The sequence below is a fragment of the Rhodococcus sp. 2G genome (assembly GCF_001886355.1).
Classification (GTDB): Bacteria; Actinomycetota; Actinomycetes; order Mycobacteriales; family Mycobacteriaceae; genus Rhodococcus; species Rhodococcus pyridinivorans.
The window spans coordinates 2,298,599-2,322,442 of sequence record NZ_CP018063.1 but is presented as its reverse complement, the minus strand read 5'-3'; the positions used below and the strand labels follow the sequence as shown (position 1 = coordinate 2,322,442).

The following is a 23,844-nucleotide window of genomic DNA, read 5'->3' as shown; positions in this document are numbered from 1 at the left end:
CATGACAGGTGTCCTCGAATTCGCCCGCGTCCAGCATCCTTCACCGAGCTCTGCGGAGCGGCGCCAGGAGGTTCTGTCGAATCCCGGTTTCGGGCAGTACTTCACCGATCACATGGTGTCGATCACCTACACCGGCGGGATCGGTTGGCACGACGCGAAAGTCGAGCCGTACGCCCCGATATCCCTGGACCCGGCCGCGATGGTCCTGCACTACGGGCAGGCGATCTTCGAGGGTCTCAAGGCCTACCGGCAGGCCGACGGCAGCATCGCGTCGTTCCGCGTGACCGCCAATGCCGCGCGCATGAACCGGTCCGCGGAGCGGCTCGCGATGCCGTACCTGCCGCCGGAGCTGTTCGTGAAGGCGATCACCGAGCTGGTCGAGGTCGACAACGAGTGGGTTCCCGCCGCCGGCGGCGAGGATTCGCTCTACCTGCGTCCCTTCGCCTTCGCGACCGAGCCGGCTCTCGGCGTGCGGCCCGCGAAGGAGTACAAGTTCCTCGTCATAGCGTCCCCGGCGGGTGCCTACTTCCCGCGCGGCGTGAAGCCGGTCAACGTGTGGCTCTCCCGCGAGTACGTGCGCGCCTCCCCGGGCGGCACGGGCGCCGCGAAGTTCGCCGGCAACTACGCGGCTTCGCTCGTCGCGCAGGCGCACGCTGCCGAGCAGGGCTGCGACCAGGTGGTCTGGCTCGACGCGATCGAGCGCAAGTACGTCGAGGAGATGGGCGGCATGAACCTGTACTTCGTGTACGGGTCCGGTGCCGACGCGCGTCTGGTAACCCCGGAGCTGTCCGGCTCGCTGCTCCCCGGCATCACCCGCGACTCGCTGCTCACCCTCGCCAAGGACTCCGGTCTCTCGGTCGAGGAGCGACGCATCAGCACCGACGAGTGGCGCGAGAAGGCCGGCAGCGGTGAGATCACCGAGGTGTTCGCGTGCGGTACCGCCGCGGTCATCACGCCGGTCGGCAGCGTCAAGGACAAGGACGGCGAGTTCACCATCGCCGACGGCGAGCCCGGCCCCATCACGATGGCCCTGCGCGACACCCTGACCGGTATCCAGCGCGGTACCTTCGCCGACACCCACGGATGGATGACGACGCTGCGCAAGTGACGTAGCCACGAACGCGAAGGGGTGTTGCCGGATTTCCGGCAGCACCCCTTCGTCGTTTCCGGACGCAGTGCGATCTAGAGCAAGGCCGCCGCAGCCACCGCGACGGCAGAGACCGTGCCCTCGGTGACCGCGCCGAGCACGTCGCCGTTCATGCCGCCGAAGCGCGCGACGCAGTGACGGGCGAAAAGCACCGAGGCGACCAGCACCACCGTGACGACGAGCGGTCCCGCCCAGAGCGGACCGGGCAGGCACACGAGCGACAGTGCCACCGCGGCCACCGTCCACACCGTGATCGGCACGACACCCTGCGTCCCCGCCACGAGCGAGCCGAAGCCGCTGCCGGGCGCTGCCGGGACACCGCGCCGGCACGCGACGACCACGGCCACACGTCCGGAGAAGACCGCGAACCCGACCGCCCCCCACGCGTCGGTGTCGACGAGCGCACCGAACGAGGCGGCCTGCAGACCGAGGACGACGACGAGCGCCGCCACACCGAAGGGACCCGCGCCGCCGCTGTGCATCACCTCGCGCGCCCGCTCGGGCGGGCCGTAGCAGCCGAGACCGTCGGCGGTGTCACTCAGGCCGTCGACGTGCATTCCGCGGGTGCCGACCGCCAGCACCCCGACACACACCAGGCCCGTCACCAGTGGTGGCGTCCCGACGGCGGAACCGATCAGGCAGAGGGCTGTGGCCGCGGCGGCGAGTACGGCACCGGCGATCGGCGCCGCGGAGATCGCACGTCCGGCGACCGTCCGGTCGATCTCCGTCGGGCCTCGCGCGGGCAGGACCGTCAACCACGACAGGGCCAGCGCGACCCCGCCGAGCCAGGCGCGGATCATCAGTCGGCGTTTGCCGGGGCGCTCTCGTCGCGGGTGCTCACGCCCGCTTCGGAGAAGGTGGCCATCTGCGCGAGAATCGCGACCGCACCTTGCAGCACCGGCAGCGCCGTCACGGCTCCCGATCCCTCGCCGAGGCGCATACCGAGGTCGACGATCGGTTCGAGCCGGAGATGACGCAGCGCGATGGTGTGGGCGGGTTCGGCCGACCGGTGACCGGACACCCACCAGCGTGCCGCGCCGGGTGCGAGTTCCTCGGCGACCATCGCAGCAGCGGTGACGACGACGCCGTCGAGGATCACCGGCGTCCGGCGGACCGCGGCCTGCGCGAGGAATCCCGCCATCGCAGCGAAGTCCGCGCCACCGGCGGTGCGCAGCAGGGCGACGGGATTGCGTACGTGGGGCCGCGCCCGCCACATGGCGTCGCGGATCGCGGTGACCTTGCGCATCCACCCCGCGTCGTCGACGCCGGTGCCGCGGCCGACCGCGGCCACGGGTTCGGTGGAGGTGAGGATGGCGATGAGAACGGTTGCAGGAGTGGTGTTCCCGATCCCCATATCGCCCGCGACGAGGAGATCGGCGCCTTCGTCGACCTCGCGGTCGGCGAGCGCCCGGCCGGCCTCGATCGCGCGGACCGTCTCGTCGTGCGTGAGCGCGTTCTCGCGGTCGATGCTGCCGCTCGAGCGACGGATCTTGAACTCGGACACCTCGGGGGAGGTGTCGCTCTCGACTGCCATGTCGACGACCCGCACTCCTGCGCCCGCGGCGGCGGCGAGCACGTTCACGGCGGCGCCACCCGCGGACAGGTTCGCCACCATCTGCGCGGTGACCTCCGGCGGATAGGCCGAGACCCCGTTGCGCGCGACGCCGTGGTCACCTGCGAAGACCACGACCCGCGGTCGGCGGAAGGGATGGGGCGGGACCTCGCCCTGACAGGCTGCGACCCAGCACCCGAGTTCCTCGAGCCGTCCGAGTGAGCGGGCGGGTTTCGTCAGATCCCGCTGGCGTTCCTCGGCGGCGACGCGTGCTTCGAGATCGGGTAGGTCGACGCGCGGGAACTCGACGTCGGCGGGGGAATCGGAACCGCTGGTCACAGGTCACCTCTCGGACGGATCTTCACGCGAGAACGCTATCAACCGCCCGCTCTGGCAGAAATCCGATGCTATGCGTCATCACTGCCACTTCTCGGCGATCGGATTCGGTCGGAGGATCGAGACATGATCGAACTCACAGTCGCCGTCCTGGTCCTGTCCACCCTGGTCATCGGTCTCGAGGTGCTCCGCCGGCGGACCGCCACCGCGCCGGCCTGGGTCCGGCGCGCGCCCTGGCGGCTCCACTGGGAGCGCCCCGCACGGACGACTCGGCCGCGGCACCGCATGTCGCAGGACGTGCAGGCCGCGGCCGAGATCCGGCAGCTACCGCCGGTGGTGTGCGGGGCGCCTCACAACTGAGGTCGCCGGGAGGTCAGACGGCGTCCCCCGGGCCGACCCGGGGGAGCGGTGCACGCAGCTTCTTGATCTGGGAGGCGCGCACGAAGGCGTACCAGCCGAGGCCGAAGCCACCGTCGGTCGAATCGGGGAAGCGCTCGCGCACCTTCTTGTTGACCATTCGCCCGAGATAGATGCCCTCGATGATCATCAGGAACATCATCACGAACATCGCGAGCGTGACGTACTGCTGCACCACCGGCCCGAGGAACATCGACATGATGAGCACGAGCGCGAGCGGCATGAACAGGCCGACGAGATTGCGCCGGCTGTCGACGATGTCGCGCACGTAGGCGCGCACCGGGCCGCGGTCGCGGGGGAGCAGGTACTTCTCCTCGCCCGCGAGCATCCGGTTGCGACGCTCGGACGCGTCGGCGCGACGCTGCGCGGCGGCCGCCTTGCGCTCTTCCTTGCTCTGCGACTTGCGTGCGGCCTTGCGGCGCTCGCGGGCTTCCTTCGCAGTCAGGGGAGCGGGGGCGACGGGACCGCGACGACGGTTCTCGGCGTCGCGCCGTTTGGGCGTCGGACGCCCCTTACCGGTCGTCGCCTTCGCGGACGCGGAATCGTCGGGAGTCGCGGCCGGGGAGTCCTCGGTCGCAGGAACCTGGTGATCGGCGGAGTCGTCGGAACCACCGCGGCGTAGCAACTTCACACCACCAGGCTATGGGATAGTGGAGAGAAGCGGGAAATTCCGCACGCCATACCACGCTCGGCGCAACTCGTCCACGAGGAATAGATTCCGGCGCGGTACCGTTGAACCATCGGGTTTCGACACGAACGACAGGGAGCGCCCATGACTGTGCAGCAAGAGACCGATACTCACGGCGTCATCCTGACCGAGGCCGCCGCTGCGAAGGCGAAGGCACTGCTCGATCAGGAGGGCCGCGACGACCTCGCACTGCGTATCGCCGTGCAGCCCGGAGGCTGTGCCGGTCTGCGGTACCAGCTGTTCTTCGACGACCGCACGCTGGACGGCGACCTCACGAAAGAATTCGCCGGTGTGACGCTCGCCGTCGACCGGATGAGCGCGCCGTACGTCGAGGGTGCGTCGATCGACTTCGTCGACACCATCGAGAAGCAGGGCTTCACCATCGACAACCCGAATGCCACGGGGTCGTGCGCCTGCGGCGACTCGTTCAACTGAACCGAGAACGCACCTCGGAACCCCGGCGCTTCACGGCGCCGGGGTTCCGTCGTTTCCGCGGTAGTACCGTGGGACCGCTCCGGCTCTCCGTGTGAGCAGCCACACCATCGACATCCGCGGAAAGGCTCAGCCACGTGACTATCGCCGTGACCGGCTCCATCGCCACCGACCACCTCATGCGCTTTCCCGGCCGGTTCGCCGAGCAGCTGCTCGCCGACCAGCTCGCGCACATCTCCCTGAGCTTCCTCGTCGATGACCTCGTCGTCCGGCGCGGCGGAGTGGGCGGCAACATCGCCTTCGCGATGGGTGTCCTGGGCGGAACGCCGGTGCTCGTCGGCGCCGTCGGCGCCGACTTCACCGAGTACCGCACCTGGCTCGAGGACCACGGGGTCGACTGCTCGTCGGTGCGGATCTCGCAGACCGCCCACACCGCCCGCTTCGTGTGCACTACCGACCTGGACATGGCGCAGATCGCCTCGTTCTACCCCGGTGCGATGTCCGAGGCCCGCGAGATCTCCATCGCCGACGTGGTGAGCAAGCACAGCGTCGACCTCGTGCTCGTCGGCGCCAACGATCCCGACGCGATGATCCGGCACACCGAGGAGTGCCGCCGGCTCGGCGTCCCGTTCGTCGCCGACCCGTCCCAGCAGCTCGCCCGCCTGGACGGGCAGCAGGCCGAGCAGCTCATCGACGGCGCCGAGTACCTGTTCACCAACGAGTACGAGTGGGGACTGCTGCTGCAGAAGACCGGTCTCACCGAGGACGAGGTGCAGGCGAAGGTCGGCATGCGCATCACCACCCTCGGCGGTGACGGCGCGACGATCGTCGACCGCGACGGCAACCAGGTGCAGGTCGGTGTGGTGCCCGAGCGCGCAAAGGTCGACCCCACCGGTGTGGGCGACGCCTTCCGCGCCGGCTTCCTGCTCGGACACCGCTCCGGTCTGAGCATCGAACGGGCCGCGCAGCTGGGCTCGCTGGTCGCGGTGCACGTCCTCGAGACCACCGGCACGCAGGAGTGGAACTTCGACCGCACCGACGCCCTCAAGCGTCTCGCCGACGCCTACGGCACCGCCGCCGCCGACGAGATCGGCGCGATTCTCGGCGCCTGAGCGGCGGAACACCCGATCCTGGAAACGCGACGGCCGCGAACATCCCCGGGGATGTTCGCGGCCGTCGCGTACGGGTCGGGTGATCAGATCTCGACCGGGTAGGCCGGCTCCTGGATCTGCGGCACGATGCGCTTCTCCACGAAGATGCCGTGCCAGACCATGAAGCACAGCACCGTCCACAGACGACGGCTGTGATCGATCGGGCCGGTCCGGTGCTCGTCGAGCATCTTCGCCACCGCGCCCTTGTCGAGCAGGTGATCGGTCTGCGACTCGGCGATCACCTCGTGCGCCCAGTCGAACAGCTCCGTGCCGGCCAGCCAGTGCCGCAGCGGCACCGGGAAGCCCAGCTTCGCGCGGTGCAGCACGTGTGGCGGGACGATGCCCTCCAGCGCCTGCCGCAGCGCATACTTCGTCGTCTGTTTCGTGATCTTCTGGTCCAGCGGAACCTGCGACGCCACCCGGAACACCTCGGAGTCCAGGAACGGCACGCGCAGCTCGAGCGAGTTGGCCATCGTCATCTTGTCGGCCTTGACGAGGATGTCGCCGCGCAGCCACGTGAACAGGTCGAGATGCTGCATCCGTGCCACCGGATCCCAGCCGGCAGACTGCGCGTAGATCGGGGCGGTGACGTCCTGGTGCGTCCATTCCGGACGGAAGTCGCGCAGCACCGAGCGCAGCTGCGCGTCGTTGAAGCTGCGGGCGTTGCCGTAGTAGCGCTCCTCGAGCGTCATCGAGCCACGGTGCAGCAGGCTCTTGCCTCGGGTGCCCTCGGGGATGCGCTCCGAAAGCTTCCCGGCAGCCCGGCGCAGCGCCGGCGGCAGGAACTCGAACGGACGCAGCGACAGCGGCTCGCGGTAGATCGTGTAACCGCCGAACAGCTCGTCGGCGCCCTCACCCGACAGCACGACCTTGACGTGCTTGCGGGCCTCCCGGGCGATGAACCACAGCGGCACGAGCGCCGGGTCGGCCACAGGGTCGTCGAGGTACCAGATGATCTCGGGGATCGCCGCGGCGAACTCGCTGGGGGAGACCACCCGCACCACGTGCCGGGCACCGATCGCGGCCGCCGACTCTGCAGCGACGTCGACCTCGGAGTAACCCTCCCGCTCGAAACCCGCGGTGAAGGTGATGAGCTTCGGGTTGTGGCGCATCGCCAGCGCGGCGATGGCCGTCGAATCGATGCCACCCGAGAGGAACGACCCGACGGTCACGTCGGCGCGCATGTGCTTGGCCACCGAGTCCTCGAGGGCCTCGGCGATCTCGCGGTAACGATCCTGTTCGCGGCCCGCCGCGAACGGCCGGACCGGGAAGGTGGGATGGAAGTATCGCGTGATCTCCGGCTCGGCGCCGGGCGTGATACGCGCGTAGCAGCCCGACTCGAGGCGGCGGATCCGCCGGTGCAGCGTCTCGGGCTCGGGAACGTACTGCAGCACCGTGTAGTGCTCGATCGCACGAGGATCGAGCTCGGTGTCGATGCCGATCACGTCGGCGAGCTCCAGCAGACTCTTCTTCTCGCTGCCGAAGGCGGTACCGCCGGTGCCGGTCGCGAGGAACAGCGGCTTGATGCCGAACGGGTCGCGGGCGACGAACAGCTCGCGGGTGTGCGTGTCCCAGATCGCGAAGGCGAACATACCCCGCAGGCGCTGGACCGCGCGCACTCCCCAGTGGTGGTAGGCCGCGACGATCGCCTCGCTGTCGCCCTCGGTCGCGAAGGAGGTACCGAACGTCTCGGTGAGCTCCTTGCGCAGTTCGAGATAGTTGTAGATCTCACCGTTGAAGGTCAGCGCGTAGCGGTCGGGCTGCTCCGGCGGGCCCCAGCGCAGCGGCTGGTGCGAGTGCGCGATGTCGATGATCGACAACCGGTTGAATCCGAAGACGAGGTCGGCGTCGTGCCAGGTGCCGTGCTCGTCGGGGCCGCGATGGCGCAGGCAGTGCATCGCGGAGTCCACCTTCGCGACGGCGTCGTCGCTGGTGCCGTCAGTGGTCAGAAACCCGAGCAATCCGCACACGCGTGGGTTACCTCATTCCGGTCGGGGGTGTCGCGAAGAACCCCGGTGGGTGCCCAGCGCGGGACACCGCACCGCGCATGACACCGGGAACTACCACTCGGGGTCCGGCGTTGGTTCTACCGAAGTATGCCGCAGACGGTCGACATCGGGCAGCCGCGCCCGGACGCCACCGACGATCACTCGCCCGACAGGAGAAAACCGACGTCACGAGCCGGGTCTTCCGGTCGAAACGCCCAGTCCGACACTTTCTTCGTGCCCCGGCGATGGATAGCGCCCGGGTTTGGTCTACGCTGCGTAGTAATTGGGCCGGCCCTCCGGGTGTGCCCTAGTGGAATTGCGGCGATCAGGAAGGCGTGAACGTGGCGCAAGGTCGGATCCTTCGGCGGTTCGGGCTCGCAGCATCACTCGGCATTGCAGCCTTGGTGCTGACCGGGTGCTCGAGCGAAGAAATCCTTCGTTTCGGCTGGCCGGAGGGCATCACTCCTCAGGCCGAGCGTATGCGTGAACTGTGGACGTGGTCGGTTGTCGCCGCCCTCGTCATGGGAATTCTCGTGTGGGCACTCACCTTCTGGGTGATCATTGCCTACCGGCGTCGGAAGGACGATCCGGAGTTCCCGCGTCAGACGGCATACAACGTGCCGCTCGAGCTGGCTTACACCGCGGCGCCGTTCGTCGCCGTGTGTGTCCTCTTCTACTTCACGGTCGTGGTGCAGAACTACGTCCTGGAGAAGGAAGACAACCCGAACGTCGTGGTCGACGTGACGGCGTTCCAGTGGAACTGGAAGTTCGGCTACCGGACGATCGATCTGCAGGACGGCACGGCCCCTTACAACGGTATCGACGAGGTCGCCGAGGCGGCAGTCGCACAGGAGCCGTTCGACCCGTCCACCGCGCACGGTGAATCGGGTGAGGAGCACGAGGCTCCGGGAGCGATCCACGGCAAGCCCGCCGAGGACCTGTCCTACCTGCACTACGACAAGATCGAGACGATCGGCACCAGCGAAGAGATTCCGGTGCTCGTTCTTCCCACCGGGAAGCGCATCGAGTTCCAGCTGGCGTCCTCCGACGTCATCCACGCCTTCTGGGTGCCGGAGTTCCTGTTCAAGCGCGACGTGAACCCGAACCCGCGTGAGAACAACTCCGATCCGGTCTTCCAGATCTCCGAGATCGAGCGTGAGGGCGCGTTCGTGGGCCGCTGCGCCGAGATGTGCGGCACCTACCACGCGATGATGAACTTCGAGGTCCGCGCGGTCAGCCCGGAGGACTTCGCCCGGTACATCGAGCTCCGCAAGCCGGTCGAGGACGGCGGCGAAGGCCTGTCGAACGCTCGTGCGCTCGAAGCCATCGGCCAGAGCCCGATCGCGACCTCGACGACTCCGTTCAAGACCGACCGCACGGATCGGTCGGCGACCGTCGCCGCAGGCGAGTGACGGCCACCCCCTCCGACAAGGACAAGTGCTGATATGAAGATCGAAGCCAAGCTCTTCGAGGTCGTGACGGTGTTCTTCGTGCTCGTCGCCATCGTGTACGGCGTGTTCACCGGGCTCTCGGACAAGGGCATCGAATGGGCCGGCCTCACGGCCATCGTCCTCTCCGCCGGTCTGACCCTGATCGTCGGAACGTACTTCCGCTTCGTTGCTCGTCGTCTCGACACCCGTCCCGAGGACTACGAGGACGCCGAGATCAGCGACGGCGCGGGCGACCTCGGTTTCTTCAGTGCGGGTAGCTATTGGCCGATCCTGCTCGCCGGCGCAGCAGCGTTCGCCGCCATCGCACTGGCCTTCTACCAGCCGTGGATGATCGTCCTCGCGGTCGCGCTCATCATCGCGGCAGCAGCCGGCCTGGTGTTCGAGTACCACATCGGACCCGAGAAGCACTGAGCCGGTACCCTCGACCACACGGGCGCCGCACCTTCGGGTGCGGCGCCTGCGTCGTTTCCGTCGTCGTTTCCGTCGTCGTTCTCGAGGTTCAGTTCTTCAGGGAGCCCGACGCGTGGTGAGGACGACCCTCGCGGTCGCTGCAACCGTACGATTCGGATCGTCGGTCAGAGCCTCGAGCGCGTCGTCGGCGGCCGACCCGGGGATCTCCGCGAGTGCCTGCGTGAGACGTAGCCGGACACCGGCATCGTCCGAGCCGCCGAGCGCGTGCTGCAGCAACCGCACGATCTCGGCGGACGACAGCGGCCGATCTGCGAGCAGGCCGAGTACCTCGGCGGCCTCGACGTCCGACCGGCCCTCCACGATCATCTCTACGAGCACGGGGACGGCCACGTCCACCCCTCGCGCCCCGAGCGTCAGAGCCGCCGTGGAACGTGCTTTGGGATCGGCGTCGTCGAGGGCCCCCTCCAGGAGCCTCGTCGATTCGGGCACACGGAGTTCCGCGAGTGTCGCGATCGCCCGTCGCCGCACCGGCACCTCGTCGGAGTGAAGGCCCTCCGCGAGTGCCGGCAGCGCAGCGTCGAATGCCTCCGCTGCTCGGGCGAGCGACCAGCGCAGCGCGCCGGCGACGAACGGATCCTCCTCTGACAGCGCCGCCCGGACCAGCGCTGCGACCGGCAGCGTCGTGTCCTCGTCCTGGGACAGGATCGCCTGCTGGCGGCGGGAGCCGGAATCGGATTCGAACGCGCGCAACAGCGCGACGAGGCGCAGGACGTCGTCCCAGCCGCTGGGGGAGGCCGAGTCGACGCCTTCGAGACGAGCGAGGAGTTCGGTCTCGGCGGCGATCCGTTCGCGCGTGTGCCGGATCAGCTCCTGCACCAGATCCGCCGGAGCGAAATCCGGTTCCCCCAGCGCACGTCCGACCTCGTTCAGAGACAGGCCGAGACTCCGGAGACTCTCCACGTGGAAGAGCCTCCTGAGGTCGTCCTCGGTGTACTCGCGGTAGCCGCCCGAGGTACGGCCAGTCGGCGTGACCAGCCCCAGGCGGTCGTAGTGCCGCAGCATGCGGCTGCTGACACCGGAGCGCCGCGAGACCTCACCGATCAGCACCGGCTCACTCCCGGATACCGTCCGCGCCGAGTGCGGCGACGCGTTTCGCCGACTCCACAGAGAGGACGAACGCGCTGTCGGGGTCGACGCGGATCCGTTCGGTGGCCTCCGCGTGAGCGCGGACGCGCGGGTCGGGGCTGTTCATCGCCGTGTCCAGGACCGGCGCCGCGGCCTCGTCGAGTGCCGCGAGAGCGCGACCGAGGCTCAGTTGTAGGTCGCGGTCGCCGCGGCCCAGTTCGGCGCCGAGAGCCGCAGCGAGGCCGCTTTCCGAGCCCGGTGGCACGAGAGCGACCGCCGCGCGCCACGCGCTGCGTGCCACCTCGTCGTGCTCGTCGTGGAGCATCCCCGAAACCTTCGGCCATGCGACGGGATCGCCGATCTTCGACAACGTGTGCAGGGCCTGACTGCGTGCCTGTGAGACATCCGAACCGAGCTCGGCGAGCAGACGCGGCACGGTCACCCCGGCCGGCAGACGGCACAGCGCCCAGGTCAGCATGTCGCGGACGAAGAAGTCCGGCTCCACCGCGCACCGGTCGACGAGAGCGGTCACCGTTTCGGGATCGGGTGCGGTACCCGACTCGAGTGCGGCGCGCAGACGCACGGAGGCGTCGTCGGCGGACAGGGCCTCGACGAGGCGGGTGGACAGGGCCTCGACGAGGCGGGTGGACAGGGCCTCGACGAGGCGGGTGGACGGGTCCTGATGTGTGCGCATGGGAGGCACCTCCTTCACGACCCATTCGAGCGCTTGTCAGAGTGTCAAGGTCAAGACGTACGCTCCGGACGATATCCGGTGGGGGATGGGAGAACCCCCCAACGACGAACGGGGCCCCGGACCGTGATGGTCCGGGGCCCCGTTACGAGCCGCTGATGCGGATCAGTGCTGCGACTTGTCGGGCAGCTGGGCTGCGCCGTCTCCGTTGCCGTGGACGCGCTCCTGGTACTCGCGGAGCGTGTTCCGCAGCTCGAGCTCGGCCTCGTGGTGGGCGGCCTCGAGAGCGGCGGCCTCGTCGGCCGGGTCCGGGCTCCACCAGCTGCCGGAGCCGGGCTTGCCGGCGGTGCCGAGCTTGTTCATCCGCTTCGGAACCGGGGCGGCCTGGTACTCCAGCGGGATCGGGTGGCCGTGCTCGTCCACCGGGCCGAGCGGCTGGTGGATCTCGATGTACTCGCCGGTCGGCAGGCGACGGACGATGCCCGTCTCGATGCCGTGCTCGAGCACCTGACGGTCGCTGCGCTGCAGACCCAGGCAGAACCGGTACGCGATGTAGTAGGCGAGCGGCGGGAGCAGGACGAGACCGATGCGGCCCATCCAGGTCGTCGCGTTGATCGAGATGTCGAACTTGTACGCGATGATGTCGTTGACACACATGATCGTGGCGACGGCGTAGAACGCCAGGGCCATGAACCCGATGCCGGTGCGGACCGGCACGTCGCGCGGACGCTGCAGCAGGTTGTGGTGTGCGTCGTCCTTCGTGAACTTCTTCTCGATCCACGGGTAGACCGTGAGCACGACGAACACCAGGCCCATGATCAGCGCGATCCAGAACGGCTGCGGGATCGTGTACCGGCCGAACAGGTACAGCTCCCAGGCGGGCCAGATACGGGCCATGCCGTCCGTCCACATCATGTAGATGTCGGGCTGCGAGCCGGCGGACACCTGCGACGGGTTGTACGGGCCGATGTTCCAGACCGGGTTGATCTGCAGCAGGCCGGACATCAGGGCGAGCACCGCGAAGGTCATCGCGAAGAAAGCACCCGACTTGACGGCGAAGACCGGGAGGATACGAACGCCGACGACGTTCTGCTCCGTGCGGCCGGGGCCGGGGAACTGCGTGTGCTTCTGGTACCAGACCAGCGCGAGGTGCGCGGCGATCAGGGCCAGGATGATGCCCGGGACGAGCAGCACGTGCAGGACGTAGAAGCGCGGGATGATCAGCTCACCCGGGAAGTCGCCACCGAAGATCGCCCAGTGCATCCACGAACCGATGATCGGGATCGAGAGCGTGATGCCCGAGAACGCGGCGCGGAGGCCGGTGCCCGAGAGCAGGTCGTCGGGGAGGGAGTAACCGAAGAAGCCTTCGAACATCGCCAGGATGAGCAGCAGCGAGCCGATCACCCAGTTGGCCTCACGCGGACGCCGGAACGCACCGGTGAAGAACACGCGCAGCAGGTGGACGACGATCGACGCTGCGAACATCAGTGCTGCCCAGTGGTGGATCTGTCGCACGAACAGACCACCGCGGACCTCGAAGGAGAGGTTCAGGGTCGTCTCGTAGGCGCGGGACATACCCACACCGCGCAGCGGCGTGTAGACGCCCTCGTAGATGACGTGCGCCATCGAGGGGTCGAAGAACAGGGTGAGGAAGATACCCGAGATCAACAGGATGACGAAGCTGTAGAGCGCGATCTCACCCAGGAGGAAGGACCAGTGGGTGGGGAACACCTTGTTGATCTGGCGGCGGATGCCCGCGGACAGGTGGTAGCGAGAATCGAGATTCTCGCCGATCTGTGCGGCGCGGGACGGGGTTGCAGTACTCACGGGCGACGCTCCCAGAATGCCGGGCCGAGTGCCTCGATGAAGTCACCGTTGGCGACCAGGAAGCCCTCTTCGTTCACTGTAATCGGAAGCTGCGGCAGTGCGCGAGCAGCGGGACCGAAAATCGGCTTGCCGTACTCCAGCGCATCGAACTGCGACTGGTGGCACGGGCACAGGATGCGGTGCGTCTGCTGCTCGTAGAGCGAGGTCGGGCAGCCGAGGTGCGTGCAGATCTTCGAGTACGCGAAGTAGTCGCCGTAGTTGAAGCTCTCCTGGCCCTTGCGCTTGACGACACGCTCGGTGTCCTCGGTGCGCAGGCGGATGAGCATGACGGCGTTGCGGATGCCGCGCAGGCTCTGCAGCAGAGCGTGGTCGTCACCGCGATCGGACTCGCGGAACGGGAACACCGTCTCCATACCGCCGGCGTCGAGGTCCTCCGGGCGCACCAGGACGATGTCCTGGGGGCGGCCGGTGTCGCGACGCAGGTAGATGGTCTCGCCGGGGTAGCGCGGAGTCCAGCCCGACACCCACAGCGACGACTGGTCACCCTCGGCCCACGGATTCTTGATCAGGCCGCCGAGCGGCATGATCAGACCGAGGCCGAGCGCGCCACCACCGAAGATCGCGGTGCGCTTGATCAGCTTACGGCGCGGCAGGGTGGACGTCTCGAGCGAGTCGGAGAGCTCGGCGACGATCGTCTTGCGATCGACCTCGGGCGAGCCGCCGTCGTGCCGATCCTGGATCGACACCTCCTCGGGGATGAACTTCTTGGTGAACTGCACCGCGCCCACGCCGATGCCGAGGATGGACAGACCCAGGGTCAGTCCGAGCATCGGGGTGTAGAGGCTGTACCAGCCGTAGTTCTCGTCGCCGATGCCCTGGTACTCCCACGGCCAGAACAGGTAGATCGCGATGAACGCGACACCCGCGATGCCCGCGAGGGCGAACCAGAATGCGACGTTGCGCTCGGCCCGCTTCTCGGCACGCGTGCCTTCGACGGGCCAGCGATCCTTGCGGAACGCGACGTCGACGCCGTCGAGGTTCGTGCCGAGCGTGACGAGATCGTCCCGGCTCATCCGGTCGAGATCTTCGACCGTGTGCTTGTTCGGCGTTTCGCCGCCACTCATGACCTTGCTCCGATCCACAGTGCAGCGCCGACGACGGCGACCATGCCGACGACCCACATGGTCGGCCCTTCGGCACCGGGGCCGAAGCCGCCGAGCCCGTAGCCACCCGGGTCTCTCGTCTCACTGGCGGACTTGATGTACGCGATGATGTCCTTCTTCTCCTCGACCGTCAGCTGACGATCGGAGAACTTCGGCATGTTCTGGGGGCCGGTGAGCATCGCGGTGTAGATCTGCTGCTCGTTGGCCGGATCCAGGTTCGGTGCGAACTTGCCGGACGAGAGCGCGCCGCCGCGTCCGGTGAAGTTGTGGCAGGACGCGCAGTTCTGGCGGAAGAGCTCCGAACCGCGTCCGATGTCGTTGCCGCGCAGTGACGACTGGGCGATCTCGCCGTTCTCGTCGCGGATGACCGTCGGGCCTCCACCGTTGGCCTGGATGTACGCGCCGAGCGCGTCGGTCTGCGCAGCGTCGAACTTCGGGTCCTTGCGGAGGGCCTGGGCCTCGTTGCGCATCATCGGCATGCGGCCCGAGGAGACCTGGAAGTAGACGGCGGCCTCGCCGACACCGATGAGGCTGGGACCGCGGTCCTGGACGCCCTGAAGATTGACACCGTGGCAGGTCACGCAGGAGGTCTCGTAGAGCTGCTGACCCTCGCGGATCAGAGCGCTCTGGTCGTCCTGCGCTGTAGCCACCTGCGGGGCAGGTGTCAGCGCGGAGGCGATGAAGCCTGCGCTGAGGAGACCGAGCGCAAGGACCAACGCTCCGGTGACGCGCCGGCGCATCTTGCGCTGGCGGCGGGACTTCGCAGCATCGGCTGCAGAGGATCGACCGGGCATGTCACCCTCGGAGGCGAGAGGTGGGGATGAACTCATCTGTATCCCTTTTTTTATGTCGGGACGGACTGGACGTCAGGGGGCTGCCTGGGCGTTCAGCTGGCTAACGGATGAAATAAATCGTGGCAAACAGCGCGATCCAAACGATGTCGACGAAGTGCCAGTAATACGAAACGACGATGGCCGCAGTGGCCTGCGCAGGCGTGAACTTGCTGACCTTCGTGCGGAACAGCAGGAACACGAATGCGATGAGGCCGCCGATGACGTGCAGGCCGTGGAAACCGGTGGTCATGTAGAACACCGAGCCGTACACGCTGCCGGGGATGGTCGTGCCGTCCTTCACCAGGGTGATGTACTCGTAGCCCTGACCGAGCACGAAGAAGGTGCCCATGCCGAGGGTGATGATGTACCACCGTCGCAGGCCGAAGACGTCGCCGCGCTCGGCGGCGAAGACGCCCAGCTGGCAGGTGAAGGAAGAAGCGATCAGCACCATGGTGATCGGTACCGCCAACCACAGGTTCAAGTGGGTGGGCGGGGGCGGCCACATGCCCTCCGGGGCCTGTGCCCGTGCCACGAAGTACATGGCGAAGAGCCCTGCGAAAAACATGAGCTCACTGGACAACCACACGATGGTGCCGACGCTGACCAGGTTGGGCCGGTTCAACGAGTGCACGCGCTGTGTGATTGCAGATCCTGAAGTCCCTACTGCGCTCGTCACGCTGGCTAGTATGACCCGTCGTAGTACGTCTTGGGCAATCGGGGCCGAAATCGGCGCGTCCGTGCAGGTGCCGGACCTGTATTTCTCCAGGTGGGCACTCGGTGGCGGGTGCTCGGAGGGGTGTCACACGGGACATTTCGGAGGGTCGCGGAGGTCACGTGCGATCGTGGTGACATGAGTACCGGAAAGGGTGTTCGGGGGTGGCTGCGGTCCCTGATCGGTCGGCGCAGCGAACCGCTCGACGCGAACCGGCCCGACCTGGTCGTGGTCGTCTCGTCCTTCGACGACGCGGAGGCGTGTTCGACGGCGCTCGAGCGTGCCGCCGAGGCGACACCTGTGTGGCAGGCCGAGGACGAGGCGGTTCTGCGGCACCACCTCGCCCTGCCCGCCGACAGGGTGGACCGGGCGGCGGAACTGGCCGGGCAGGACGGCTACGTCGTGGCCGGGACCGGCGACGGGAACGTCTCAGCCGCGGCCGTCGCGGGCGCCTCGGTGATCCTGCAGCGCGTGCAGGTCCTCGATGCACTGCACTGTGCGCAGGAGAAGTCGCGCATGGCCTCGCTTGCCCAGCGGCTCGGTGGAACGGCCCTGGGATGGGACGCTCTGCAACCGCAGGATTCCGCTGGCTAAGCTGACCGGTCGGAGGGCACGCCGGTGCCCGGTGAGGAGCGAGATGCGGCGAGGGCAGGTGCGATGAACGCGACGCGAGACGCGGACGAGGTGACGCAGAACTGGCCCTCCGTCCTGGGAGTGCTCACGGCCGGGCAGAACCTGTCCGCCGCGGAGGCGCGATGGGCGATGAGCGAGATCTTCTCCGACAACGCCACTCCCGCTCAGATCGCGGCCTTCGGTGTCGCTCTGAAGATGAAGGGCGAGACACCCGAGGAGGTGCGGGCACTCGCCGACACGATGCTCGACTACGCCCGGTTGGTCCCGGTCGACGGTGACGTGGTCGACGTCGTGGGCACCGGTGGCGACCGGGCGAACACCGTCAACATCTCCACGATGGCCTCGCTGGTCGTCGCCGCAGCGGGTATCCGCGTGGTCAAACACGGCAACCGCGCCGCCTCGTCCAAGAGCGGCGGCGCCGACGTGCTCGAAGCGCTCGGAGTGCACATCGATCTCGGACCCGACGAGGTGGCCCGCTCGGTCGCCGAGGCCGGGATCGGATTCTGCTTCGCGCCGGTCTACCACCCGGCGCTGCGTTTCGCGGCCGCACCGCGCAAGCAGATCGGCATCCCGACGGTCTTCAACGTCCTCGGCCCGCTCACCAATCCGGCCCGCCCGAGCGCCGGCCTGATCGGGTGCGCCTTCGAACCGCTCGTCCCGACCGTCGCCGGTGTGCTCGCGCAGCGCGGCAATTCGGCGCTCGTCGTCCGAGGCGACGACGGTCTCGACGAACTGACCACCTCCACGACCTCGCGCGTGCACGTCGTCCACGGCGGCGAGGTCCGGGTCGTGACGCTCGATCCGCGCGATCTCGGTATCGAACGGGTTCCGCTCGAGGCACTCCGCGGAGGTGACGCCACGGAGAACGCGGCGATCGCGCGGGCGATGCTGGCGGGGGAGACAGGGCCGGTGCGCGATGCCGTGCTCCTCAACGCCGCCGGGGCAATCGCGGCTTTCCGGGGCGTCGACGGCGTTCTCGAGGATGCCCTCACGGCCGGGCTCGAGACGGCGGCAGAGGCGATCGACAGCGGCCGGGCCACGGCCGTCCTGGAGCAGTGGGCCGAGGTCACCACGCGGCTGGGTGCCGGTTCCGGACAGAAATGACCGGAGAAGAGTAAGGACACACGAACGACGGGCCCGCACTGCATCGGTGCGGGCCCGGCGGTCGTCGGTGGTGCTGCGGGGTGTCAGTTCCCGATCGAGAAACCGGCCTCGACGTCGGCGCTCGAGTACGACTGGAATGCGATGTGGGTGACGGTCTTCGTCACGCCGTCGATCTTGTTGATGCCCCGGGTGACGACCTCCGCGATCTTCTCGTGGTCGCGGACCCGGACCACGGCCACGAGGTCGACGTCGCCCGCGCAGGAGTACACCGTGTCGACACCGTCGAGGTCGGCCACCGCTTGCGCGGTTTCGGGGATACGGTTCGCCTCGGCATCGATCAGGACGATCGCGTTGATCATGGGGTCTCCTTCAACCTTCCTCGGGGATTGCATCAGCCTAAGCGGTGCGGGTCGTCGGCGGAGAGGAGCCTGCGGACCGCGCGGGCGTCGCGGGCGAGCTCGGCCCACGTGCTCCACCGGCCCGCACCCCGTGTCGGTTCGCACCAGCCCTCGCTCGCCCGGACGATGCGGATGCCCTCGCCGTCGAGCCAACGTGCGACCAGACCGATCTCCTCCGGGGACGCGCCCCGGAGCGGGCCGGGTGACGGCCGCACCGTCTCGGCCGCGGCGACGATCGCCTCGACGACGGGCATCGGGCGCACACCGCGCGGTGCCACTCCGGCGGACGCGAGACGACCGGCGCGCACGACGGCGAACTCCCACCCGCCCTCGGCCCGCGGTCGCGCGGCGACGAGTTCGTCGACGGCCGCCAGCGCCGCGAGGCGTTGCGTGCGCCGCAGCGCGACGAGGGCGGCGGCGAGGCGGTCGCGGAGGCGGGCGGCGTTCTCGAACAGCTGGTCGCGCACGAGGGCGTCGAGTCGCTGCTGCGCCGATTCGACGGCGTCGTCGGCGGTTCCGCGGACGACCGCGCGCGCACGCTCGACCTGGGCTGCGTAGGCGGAGGCGTCCTGGACCCCGAAGGCGGCTGCGGCGCAGCCCCCGACCGCGACGGGCGGGCAGCGGTCGCCGTGGCGGGCCGTACGGCCGATCCTGCGCGTGCACGTGCGCAGACCGCACATCTCCGCGAGCAGTGCCGCGACATCCGCGGCGTCGGCGCGCACCGAGAACGGGCCGACCGAGTCGGGTCCGGGGGTGCGGCTCACGGCGAGGCGCGGGAACGCCTCGTCGGTGAGGATGATCCACCAACCGCGCATCGGATATTTCGACCGGCGGTTGTAGGGAGGGGTGTGGGCCGCGATCAACCGGAGTTCGCGGACGCCGGCCTCGAGCCCGTGGGCGCATTCGACGTGATCGATGCGTGTGGTGAGCGCGACCATCTCGCGCAACCGCGGTCGCGTCTCGGAGCCCGTGAAATAGGTACGGACACGCCGGTGCAGGTCGACCGCCGTGCCGACGTACAGCACCTCGTCCGACGGGCCGCGGAACATGTAGACACCCGGTTTGCGCGGCAGATGCGCGGCGAGTGCGCGTTTGGCCCTCTGCTCGGCGGTGACCACCGGCATATAGTCGCGCAGTTCGGTGAGGCTGTGGACGCCCTGGTTGCCGACCCGTTCGATGAGGGCGTGCAGGACGTCCACGGTGGCGCGTGCGTCGTCCAGGGCGCGGTGGGTGGGCACGGTGGAGACCCGGAACAGTTCGGCCAGCGCGGACAGCTTCACCGACGGCGCTTCGTCGCGTCCGAGGACGCGGCGGGCCAGCTTGACGGTGCACAGCACCTGGAAGCGGGGCCACGCGAGTTCGCACTGCGCCGTGGCCGCCTCGAGGAAGCCGACGTCGAATCCGGCGTTGTGTGCGACGAGCACCGCTCCGGACGCGAATTCCAGGAAGGCGGGCAGCACCTCCTCGACCTTGGGCGCCGCATAGACCATCGCGGTGGTGATGCCGGTGAGCTGCACGATGTACGGGGGGATGGGTCGCCCCGGATCGACGAGGGTCGCGAACTCGCCGAGCACCTCGCCCCCGCGGATCTTCACCGCGCCGATCTCTGTGATGGCGTCCTCGGCTGCCTTCCCGCCGGTCGTCTCGAGGTCGACGACGACGAAGGTGGTCTCGCGCAGCGGAGTGTCGAGCTCGTCGAAACCGAGTTGCACGCCGAGGGCGGATGGTTGCGGCGAGGTCATGCGGCAGAGCCTAGGAAGCGTCACCGACACGCCGTCGAGCGGGCTTCGGAGCGGGGTTCGGAGCACGGGGAGATGAGGATCACACTGCGTTCTTTTCGGCTCGATGAAGGGTAAACGGAGGCCGGAGAACAGACCGATCGGCCTCCGGGAACGACAATCCGGCGAATCGGGCGCATCGCCTCGTCGACGGTCGATGAGTCAGCGTGCCCTGACCTGGTTCTTCCGGAAGGAACTCGGGTGAAACGGGCGCCGGGCCTCTCCCGAGCGGAGGCGCGCCGGACAGTGGCCGTTACCGCGCCGTTATCGGATCGTTGCCCCGCGACGGCATTCCTCCAGGGGTGGGCCGAGAAGGTCGGGTCGCACGGCAAGGCGGTCGACTTCACCGATGCCGTTTCGTAATCTTTTCGAGACCGAGCGGAGAGTTTCCGCCCCACCCCCGGGTCGGAGCCGCACGGTTACCGCCTAATCGCTTCTCCCGTCTGCGGGAGCGGTGAGCCGGGGACCCACACGTAGTACTCGGGGTGAATCCCCTCCGCTGCTCGCGGGGAGGGGTAGGGCTGATCTTCCGGCCCGAACCCGTCAGCTAACTCGGTCGGCGGGTGAACGGAAGAAACGGAGAACGTCCCCTCGTGGTTTCGAACAACAGCACGCGCACCGTCCGGCGCGCACTCGTCGCCGGTGCCATTGCTCTCGGAGCAGTCACCGTCTCGGCCGGCCCGGCGATGGCCGAGCCGATCAACATTCCCGGTGTCGGAACGTTCGATCTCCCGGCCGGTGTGACCGTGCCGCCGGAGATCGCCAACATCGTTCCGCCGGCCCCCGAGGCCGCCCCCGCGCCTCAGTCCGGTTCCTTCACCGCCCCCTTCAGCTCTGTCGGCCAGCGCGCTGCCGACGCCGCGCAGTCGAAGATCGGTGCCCCCTACGTCTACGGCGCTGCCGGCCCGAGCTCCTTCGACTGCTCGGGTCTCGTGCAGTGGGCCTACAAGCAAGCCGGTCTGAGCGTCCCGCGCACCAGCTACGAGCAGGCCTCCGCCGGTGCCCCGGTGGACGTCGCGGCTCTGCAGCCCGGGGACGTCGTGTCGTTCTACGGCGGCAGCCACACCGGCATCTACATCGGCGGCGGCAACATCGTGCACGCCTCCACCTCGAGCCAGCCGGTCAAGATCGCACCGCTGAACTCGATGCCCGTCGACGGCGCCCGTCGCTTCTGATCGACGGCGCCCGTCGCTTCTGATCGGTCGGCGCCCGTCGCTTCTGATCGGTCGGCGCCCGTCGCTTCCGATCGGGCTGAGCACCCCCGCTCCAGCGCCGACGCACTGCCCGAGGAGGGTGGGTCCGGTACGTACCGGACCCACCCTCCTCGTGTGTCTGCACGTCCTTTCCGATGCAGGAACTGCTTGCACAAACGGCCGCTGCGTGGGAGGGCTACTCGCAGGTAGACACAAACCTATGCAATTCCGTAACCTGATCGAGACCTTTGGGAAAGGATGCGAGCCCACGTGGTTTCCGACAGGACGAAGCACCTCGTACGAGTGCAGGACAGGCGACGGACCGGCCGTCCGGCGCTCGTCGTAGCCCTCGTGATGATGGTCCTCGGTTTCACCCTGGCGCCGGCGACGGCGCAACCCGCAGGGGAGAGCCCGGCAGCACGCCTCGAGCACCTCGCGGATCTGTCGCGTCGCAGCGAACAGGCCACCGAGGCGTTGCACGCCGCCGGGGCGGATCTCGAAGCGAAGGTCGCTGCGCAGCACGAGGCCGAGGTGCGTGCCGGCCAGGCCGACGACGCGCTCGGCGCCGCTCGCGCCGAGATCGCCCGCTTCAAGCCCACCGTCGACAAGCTCGCGCGGGCCAACTACCGCGGTGCGCGCACCAACCGGCTGTTCGCCGTCATGGTGAGCGACTCGCCCCAGCAGATGCTCGACCAGATGGTCCTGCTCGACGTCCTGGGCGAGCAGACCTCGCGTGAGGTCGAGGGCTTCCGGGCGGCCACCGCCGCTGCGGCCGAGGCGGCCGTCGCCGCGCAGCATGCCGCCGACGAGGCGCGTGCCGCCGCCGAGCAGGCCCAGACCCTCCGCGACGAACTCCAGCGGCGACAGGCCGAACTCGAGGAGCAGATCGAAGGGGTCCTGAACGCCTTCGAGGCGCTGAGCGACGCGGAGAAGGCCGAACTCGCCGGCACTCCCTTCCCTCCGGGCCTCGACGCCGAGAAGATCCTGCAGCACCTCGTCCCCGGCAGCAACGGCGCCGCGCTCCGCGCCGCCCTGTCGCGGATCGGCTCGCCGTACGTGTGGGGCGCGACCGGCCCCGACCAGTTCGACTGCTCGGGACTCATGGTGTGGGCGTACAACCAGGTCGGCAAATCACTGCCCCGGTCGAGTCAGGCCCAGGCGCAGGGCGGCATCCCCGTCTCCCGCGACAATCTGCAGCCCGGCGACCTCGTGATCTTCTACGACGACGCCTCCCACGTCGGCATGTACGTCGGCGATGGCAACATGGTGCACGCGTCGACCTTCGGTGTGCCGGTGAAGGTGCAGTCGATCGATCGCTTCCCGTTCCACAGCGCCCGGCGGTACTGACCGGGTAGAGGCGGGATCGCAGCCGGTGGGCGAGGGCGTACGGGACCACCCTCGGACACCGACCTAGACTGACGCGGTGCCCGCGCGATCGTCCTTCACCGCCGGTACCCGCAAGTGGGAACGTCTCGGCCTGGCCGGACTCGTGGTCGCGCTGGTCACGGCAGGACTGCTGCTGGCCGTCGACCCGGTGGACACCGACGACGCCGACAGCCGGGTACGGGCCGAACTGCAGGTCGTGCTCGACGACTGGGCGCACGCCGTCCGGACCGGCGACGACGGGTCCCTCGCGGAGTTGATCGACGACGCGTCTCCGGAACTCCTCGACGCCGAACGGGAGCGGATCGCGGCGATCTCCGCCGTTCCCCTCGCCGATCTCGGCTACGAACTCGCCTCCGAACCCGCGCTGCCCCTGCCGCCCGAGACGATCGCCCGGTTCGCGGCCGACGAGGTACGGGCGCACCGCGTCCACCTGCGGTACGCCGTGGACGGAATCGACGACATACCCACCCGGCGACCGGTGACCGTGCTGTTCGTCCACCGGCCGCAGGGCTGGCGGATCGCCGACGACGCACCCGATCTCGCCGGGGCGCAGACCGTCACCTGGCGAGGGCCCTGGGACCACGGCAGCCTCCACCTCGCGACCGCGCAGACCGAGGGTGGTCGCTCGCTCGTGATCGGACACCCGGACAACGCCGCCTTCGTCGACGGCCTGGCAGGCGACCTGCCGTCGGTGGTCGAGGCTGTCGACGACCTTTGGGGCGATTCCTGGCCGCGACGCGCACTGGTGGTCGTGACGTCCTCACACGAAGAGTTCTCGCACCTCGTCGGGCCACGACACGACGGCGACGACATCGCGGCCGTCGCGGTCTCCGACGATGTCGACCACGAGCGCGGGATCGCCACCGGGCAGCGCATCGTCTTCAACCCGGCCGCGAGCGACCGGCTGGACGACACCTCCCGCCGGATCGTGCTCGCGCACGAGACGGTGCACGTCGCCGCACGCGCCGGCACCGTGGACGGCTCCCCGATGTGGGTCCTCGAGGGCTTCGCCGACTACGTCGGCCACCGCACGGCCGCGGAGGGCCTCGCCACCGGGCCGGTCGACGTGCAGCGGATCGCGCCGACGCTGACCCGGCAGGTACGGGCGTCGGGTGCACCGACGTCGCTGCCCGCCGACGGCGACTTCATCGGCGACCGGTCGACGCTCGCCTACGAGAGCTCCTGGTCGATCGCCGCGTACACCGCGGACCAGTTCGGACACGACACGCTCGTCTCCCTCTACCGCGCCCTCGCCGCGGGTCCCGTCACCGACGAACACCTCGACGACGTGCTCACAGACCTGCTCGGCGTCGACACCGCCGGCTTCGTGGGCGGTTGGGGTCGCTGGCTCGGAGAGCGCATCCGCGACATCCGCTGACCGGGACGGTCCGGGCCGGGCCCATCGGCACCGTCCGGAGCTCGGGACCC

The 23,844-nt window shown here is 68.8% G+C and carries 23 protein-coding genes and 1 riboswitch; of the genes, 11 read left to right on the top strand and 12 right to left on the bottom strand.

Going from position 1 to position 23,844, the window contains the following annotated elements:
- The first annotated feature begins 1 nt into the window (after position 1).
- Positions 2–1,108 carry a branched-chain amino acid aminotransferase gene (locus BO226_RS10840; RefSeq protein ID WP_024101305.1) on the top strand — a complete coding sequence of 369 codons (1,107 nt, stop codon included), beginning with the start codon at positions 2–4 and terminating at the stop codon, positions 1,106–1,108.
- A 74-nt stretch (positions 1,109–1,182) separates the two neighbouring features.
- Here the strand turns inward: BO226_RS10840 and BO226_RS10835 are convergent, their stop codons facing one another.
- Together BO226_RS10835 and cobT are read right to left on the bottom strand one after the other, a co-directional pair.
- The gene (locus BO226_RS10835) at positions 1,183–1,947 is read right to left on the bottom strand and encodes an adenosylcobinamide-GDP ribazoletransferase (RefSeq protein WP_071935197.1); all 765 of its coding nucleotides are present in this window, start codon (positions 1,945–1,947) and stop codon (positions 1,183–1,185) included.
- The gene (cobT, locus tag BO226_RS10830; protein WP_071935196.1) at positions 1,947–3,038 is read right to left on the bottom strand and encodes a nicotinate-nucleotide--dimethylbenzimidazole phosphoribosyltransferase; all 1,092 of its coding nucleotides are present in this window, start codon (positions 3,036–3,038) and stop codon (positions 1,947–1,949) included. The genes BO226_RS10835 and cobT overlap by 1 nt, the downstream gene beginning before the upstream one ends.
- A 123-nt stretch (positions 3,039–3,161) precedes the next feature.
- Between cobT and BO226_RS10825 the strand changes: the two genes are divergently transcribed.
- Positions 3,162–3,395 (top strand): hypothetical protein, encoded by a 234-nt coding sequence (locus BO226_RS10825; RefSeq protein WP_071935195.1) that lies wholly within the window; start codon positions 3,162–3,164, stop codon positions 3,393–3,395.
- A gap of 13 nt (positions 3,396–3,408) precedes the next feature.
- Here BO226_RS10825 and BO226_RS10820 read toward each other — a convergent pair whose 3' ends face one another.
- Positions 3,409–4,083, bottom strand: coding sequence for a DUF3043 domain-containing protein (locus tag BO226_RS10820; protein WP_016693856.1), 675 nt, complete (start codon positions 4,081–4,083; stop codon positions 3,409–3,411).
- Positions 4,084–4,224: 141 nt separating this feature from the next.
- Between BO226_RS10820 and BO226_RS10815 the strand changes: the two genes are divergently transcribed.
- Both BO226_RS10815 and BO226_RS10810 read left to right on the top strand, forming a co-directional pair.
- Complete coding sequence (locus BO226_RS10815) at positions 4,225–4,575, top strand: HesB/IscA family protein (RefSeq protein WP_006554400.1); 351 nt, start codon at positions 4,225–4,227, stop codon at positions 4,573–4,575.
- A gap of 134 nt (positions 4,576–4,709) precedes the next feature.
- Positions 4,710–5,684, top strand: coding sequence for a carbohydrate kinase family protein (locus BO226_RS10810; protein ID WP_006554399.1), 975 nt, complete (start codon positions 4,710–4,712; stop codon positions 5,682–5,684).
- A gap of 83 nt (positions 5,685–5,767) precedes the next feature.
- Here BO226_RS10810 and asnB read toward each other — a convergent pair whose 3' ends face one another.
- Positions 5,768–7,693 carry an asparagine synthase (glutamine-hydrolyzing) gene (asnB, locus tag BO226_RS10805; protein ID WP_006554398.1) on the bottom strand — a complete coding sequence of 642 codons (1,926 nt, stop codon included), beginning with the start codon at positions 7,691–7,693 and terminating at the stop codon, positions 5,768–5,770.
- A 353-nt stretch (positions 7,694–8,046) separates the two neighbouring features.
- Here asnB and ctaC point away from each other — a divergent pair, with 353 nt between their 5' ends.
- On the top strand, positions 8,047–9,123 hold the full coding sequence (gene ctaC, locus BO226_RS10800; protein ID WP_006554397.1) for an aa3-type cytochrome oxidase subunit II: 1,077 nt from the start codon (positions 8,047–8,049) through the stop codon (positions 9,121–9,123).
- Positions 9,124–9,156: 33 nt separating this feature from the next.
- Positions 9,157–9,573 carry a cytochrome c oxidase subunit 4 gene (locus BO226_RS10795; RefSeq protein WP_006554396.1) on the top strand — a complete coding sequence of 139 codons (417 nt, stop codon included), beginning with the start codon at positions 9,157–9,159 and terminating at the stop codon, positions 9,571–9,573.
- Between the two features lie 96 nt (positions 9,574–9,669).
- Here the strand turns inward: BO226_RS10795 and BO226_RS10790 are convergent, their stop codons facing one another.
- From BO226_RS10790 to ctaE, 6 genes are all read right to left on the bottom strand, one after another.
- Entirely contained in the window at positions 9,670–10,680 is a 1,011-nt protein-coding gene (locus BO226_RS10790) for a MerR family transcriptional regulator (protein ID WP_039585174.1), read from the bottom strand.
- Between the two features lie 4 nt (positions 10,681–10,684).
- A complete protein-coding gene (locus tag BO226_RS10785) occupies positions 10,685–11,392 on the bottom strand; it encodes a HEAT repeat domain-containing protein (protein WP_228044532.1) in 708 nt (235 codons plus the stop codon).
- Positions 11,393–11,554: 162 nt separating this feature from the next.
- On the bottom strand, positions 11,555–13,216 hold the full coding sequence (gene qcrB / locus BO226_RS10780; RefSeq protein ID WP_024101297.1) for a cytochrome bc1 complex cytochrome b subunit: 1,662 nt from the start codon (positions 13,214–13,216) through the stop codon (positions 11,555–11,557).
- The gene (qcrA, locus tag BO226_RS10775) at positions 13,213–14,340 is read right to left on the bottom strand and encodes a cytochrome bc1 complex Rieske iron-sulfur subunit (protein ID WP_006550010.1); all 1,128 of its coding nucleotides are present in this window, start codon (positions 14,338–14,340) and stop codon (positions 13,213–13,215) included. Before qcrA ends, qcrB begins: the two co-directional genes overlap by 4 nt.
- Positions 14,337–15,173: a cytochrome bc1 complex diheme cytochrome c subunit gene (gene qcrC, locus BO226_RS10770; RefSeq protein WP_183079267.1), complete on the bottom strand. Its 837-nt coding sequence runs from the start codon at positions 15,171–15,173 to the stop codon at positions 14,337–14,339. Before qcrC ends, qcrA begins: the two co-directional genes overlap by 4 nt.
- Before the next feature lie 100 nt (positions 15,174–15,273).
- Complete coding sequence (gene ctaE, locus BO226_RS10765; RefSeq protein ID WP_006550008.1) at positions 15,274–15,888, bottom strand: aa3-type cytochrome oxidase subunit III; 615 nt, start codon at positions 15,886–15,888, stop codon at positions 15,274–15,276.
- 174 nt (positions 15,889–16,062) lie between these two features.
- Here ctaE and BO226_RS10760 point away from each other — a divergent pair, with 174 nt between their 5' ends.
- A complete protein-coding gene (locus BO226_RS10760) occupies positions 16,063–16,518 on the top strand; it encodes a hypothetical protein (protein WP_071935194.1) in 456 nt (151 codons plus the stop codon).
- Between the two features lie 63 nt (positions 16,519–16,581).
- The gene (trpD, locus tag BO226_RS10755; protein WP_024101295.1) at positions 16,582–17,661 is read left to right on the top strand and encodes an anthranilate phosphoribosyltransferase; all 1,080 of its coding nucleotides are present in this window, start codon (positions 16,582–16,584) and stop codon (positions 17,659–17,661) included.
- Positions 17,662–17,744: 83 nt separating this feature from the next.
- Here the strand turns inward: trpD and BO226_RS10750 are convergent, their stop codons facing one another.
- Positions 17,745–18,020 (bottom strand): Lrp/AsnC family transcriptional regulator, encoded by a 276-nt coding sequence (locus BO226_RS10750; RefSeq protein ID WP_006550005.1) that lies wholly within the window; start codon positions 18,018–18,020, stop codon positions 17,745–17,747.
- Positions 18,021–18,052: 32 nt separating this feature from the next.
- Complete coding sequence (locus BO226_RS10745) at positions 18,053–19,801, bottom strand: DEDD exonuclease domain-containing protein (RefSeq protein WP_033097588.1); 1,749 nt, start codon at positions 19,799–19,801, stop codon at positions 18,053–18,055.
- A 449-nt stretch (positions 19,802–20,250) separates the two neighbouring features.
- Positions 20,251–20,415: riboswitch (cyclic di-AMP (ydaO/yuaA leader) on the top strand.
- A 15-nt stretch (positions 20,416–20,430) separates the two neighbouring features.
- Here BO226_RS10745 and BO226_RS10740 point away from each other — a divergent pair.
- The 3 genes from BO226_RS10740 to BO226_RS10730 all read left to right on the top strand — a co-directional run bounded on the left by BO226_RS10740 (position 20,431) and on the right by BO226_RS10730 (position 23,794).
- Positions 20,431–21,012 carry a C40 family peptidase gene (locus tag BO226_RS10740; protein WP_024101293.1) on the top strand — a complete coding sequence of 194 codons (582 nt, stop codon included), beginning with the start codon at positions 20,431–20,433 and terminating at the stop codon, positions 21,010–21,012.
- Positions 21,013–21,333: 321 nt separating this feature from the next.
- A complete protein-coding gene (locus BO226_RS10735; protein ID WP_006554173.1) occupies positions 21,334–22,377 on the top strand; it encodes a C40 family peptidase in 1,044 nt (347 codons plus the stop codon).
- A gap of 76 nt (positions 22,378–22,453) precedes the next feature.
- Positions 22,454–23,794 (top strand): hypothetical protein, encoded by a 1,341-nt coding sequence (locus BO226_RS10730; RefSeq protein WP_071935193.1) that lies wholly within the window; start codon positions 22,454–22,456, stop codon positions 23,792–23,794.
- The last annotated feature ends 50 nt before the right edge of the window (positions 23,795–23,844 follow it).

Bases quoted from the DNA above. Each gene is read 5' to 3' on its own strand.
- BO226_RS10750 (WP_006550005.1), bottom strand. From the start codon at position 18,020: ATGATCAACGCGATCGTCCTGATCGATGCCGAGGCGAACCGTATCCCC.
- BO226_RS10745 (WP_033097588.1), bottom strand. From the start codon at position 19,801: ATGACCTCGCCGCAACCATCCGCCCTCGGCGTGCAACTCGGTTTCGAC.
- BO226_RS10840 (WP_024101305.1), top strand. From the start codon at position 2: ATGACAGGTGTCCTCGAATTCGCCCGCGTCCAGCATCCTTCACCGAGC.
- qcrC (WP_183079267.1), bottom strand. From the start codon at position 15,173: ATGCCCGGTCGATCCTCTGCAGCCGATGCTGCGAAGTCCCGCCGCCAG.
- BO226_RS10785 (WP_228044532.1), bottom strand. From the start codon at position 11,392: ATGCGCACACATCAGGACCCGTCCACCCGCCTCGTCGAGGCCCTGTCC.
- BO226_RS10760 (WP_071935194.1), top strand. From the start codon at position 16,063: ATGAGTACCGGAAAGGGTGTTCGGGGGTGGCTGCGGTCCCTGATCGGT.
- BO226_RS10795 (WP_006554396.1), top strand. From the start codon at position 9,157: ATGAAGATCGAAGCCAAGCTCTTCGAGGTCGTGACGGTGTTCTTCGTG.
- qcrA (WP_006550010.1), bottom strand. From the start codon at position 14,340: ATGAGTGGCGGCGAAACGCCGAACAAGCACACGGTCGAAGATCTCGAC.
- BO226_RS10835 (WP_071935197.1), bottom strand. From the start codon at position 1,947: ATGATCCGCGCCTGGCTCGGCGGGGTCGCGCTGGCCCTGTCGTGGTTG.
- BO226_RS10815 (WP_006554400.1), top strand. From the start codon at position 4,225: ATGACTGTGCAGCAAGAGACCGATACTCACGGCGTCATCCTGACCGAG.
- trpD (WP_024101295.1), top strand. From the start codon at position 16,582: ATGAACGCGACGCGAGACGCGGACGAGGTGACGCAGAACTGGCCCTCC.
- BO226_RS10825 (WP_071935195.1), top strand. From the start codon at position 3,162: ATGATCGAACTCACAGTCGCCGTCCTGGTCCTGTCCACCCTGGTCATC.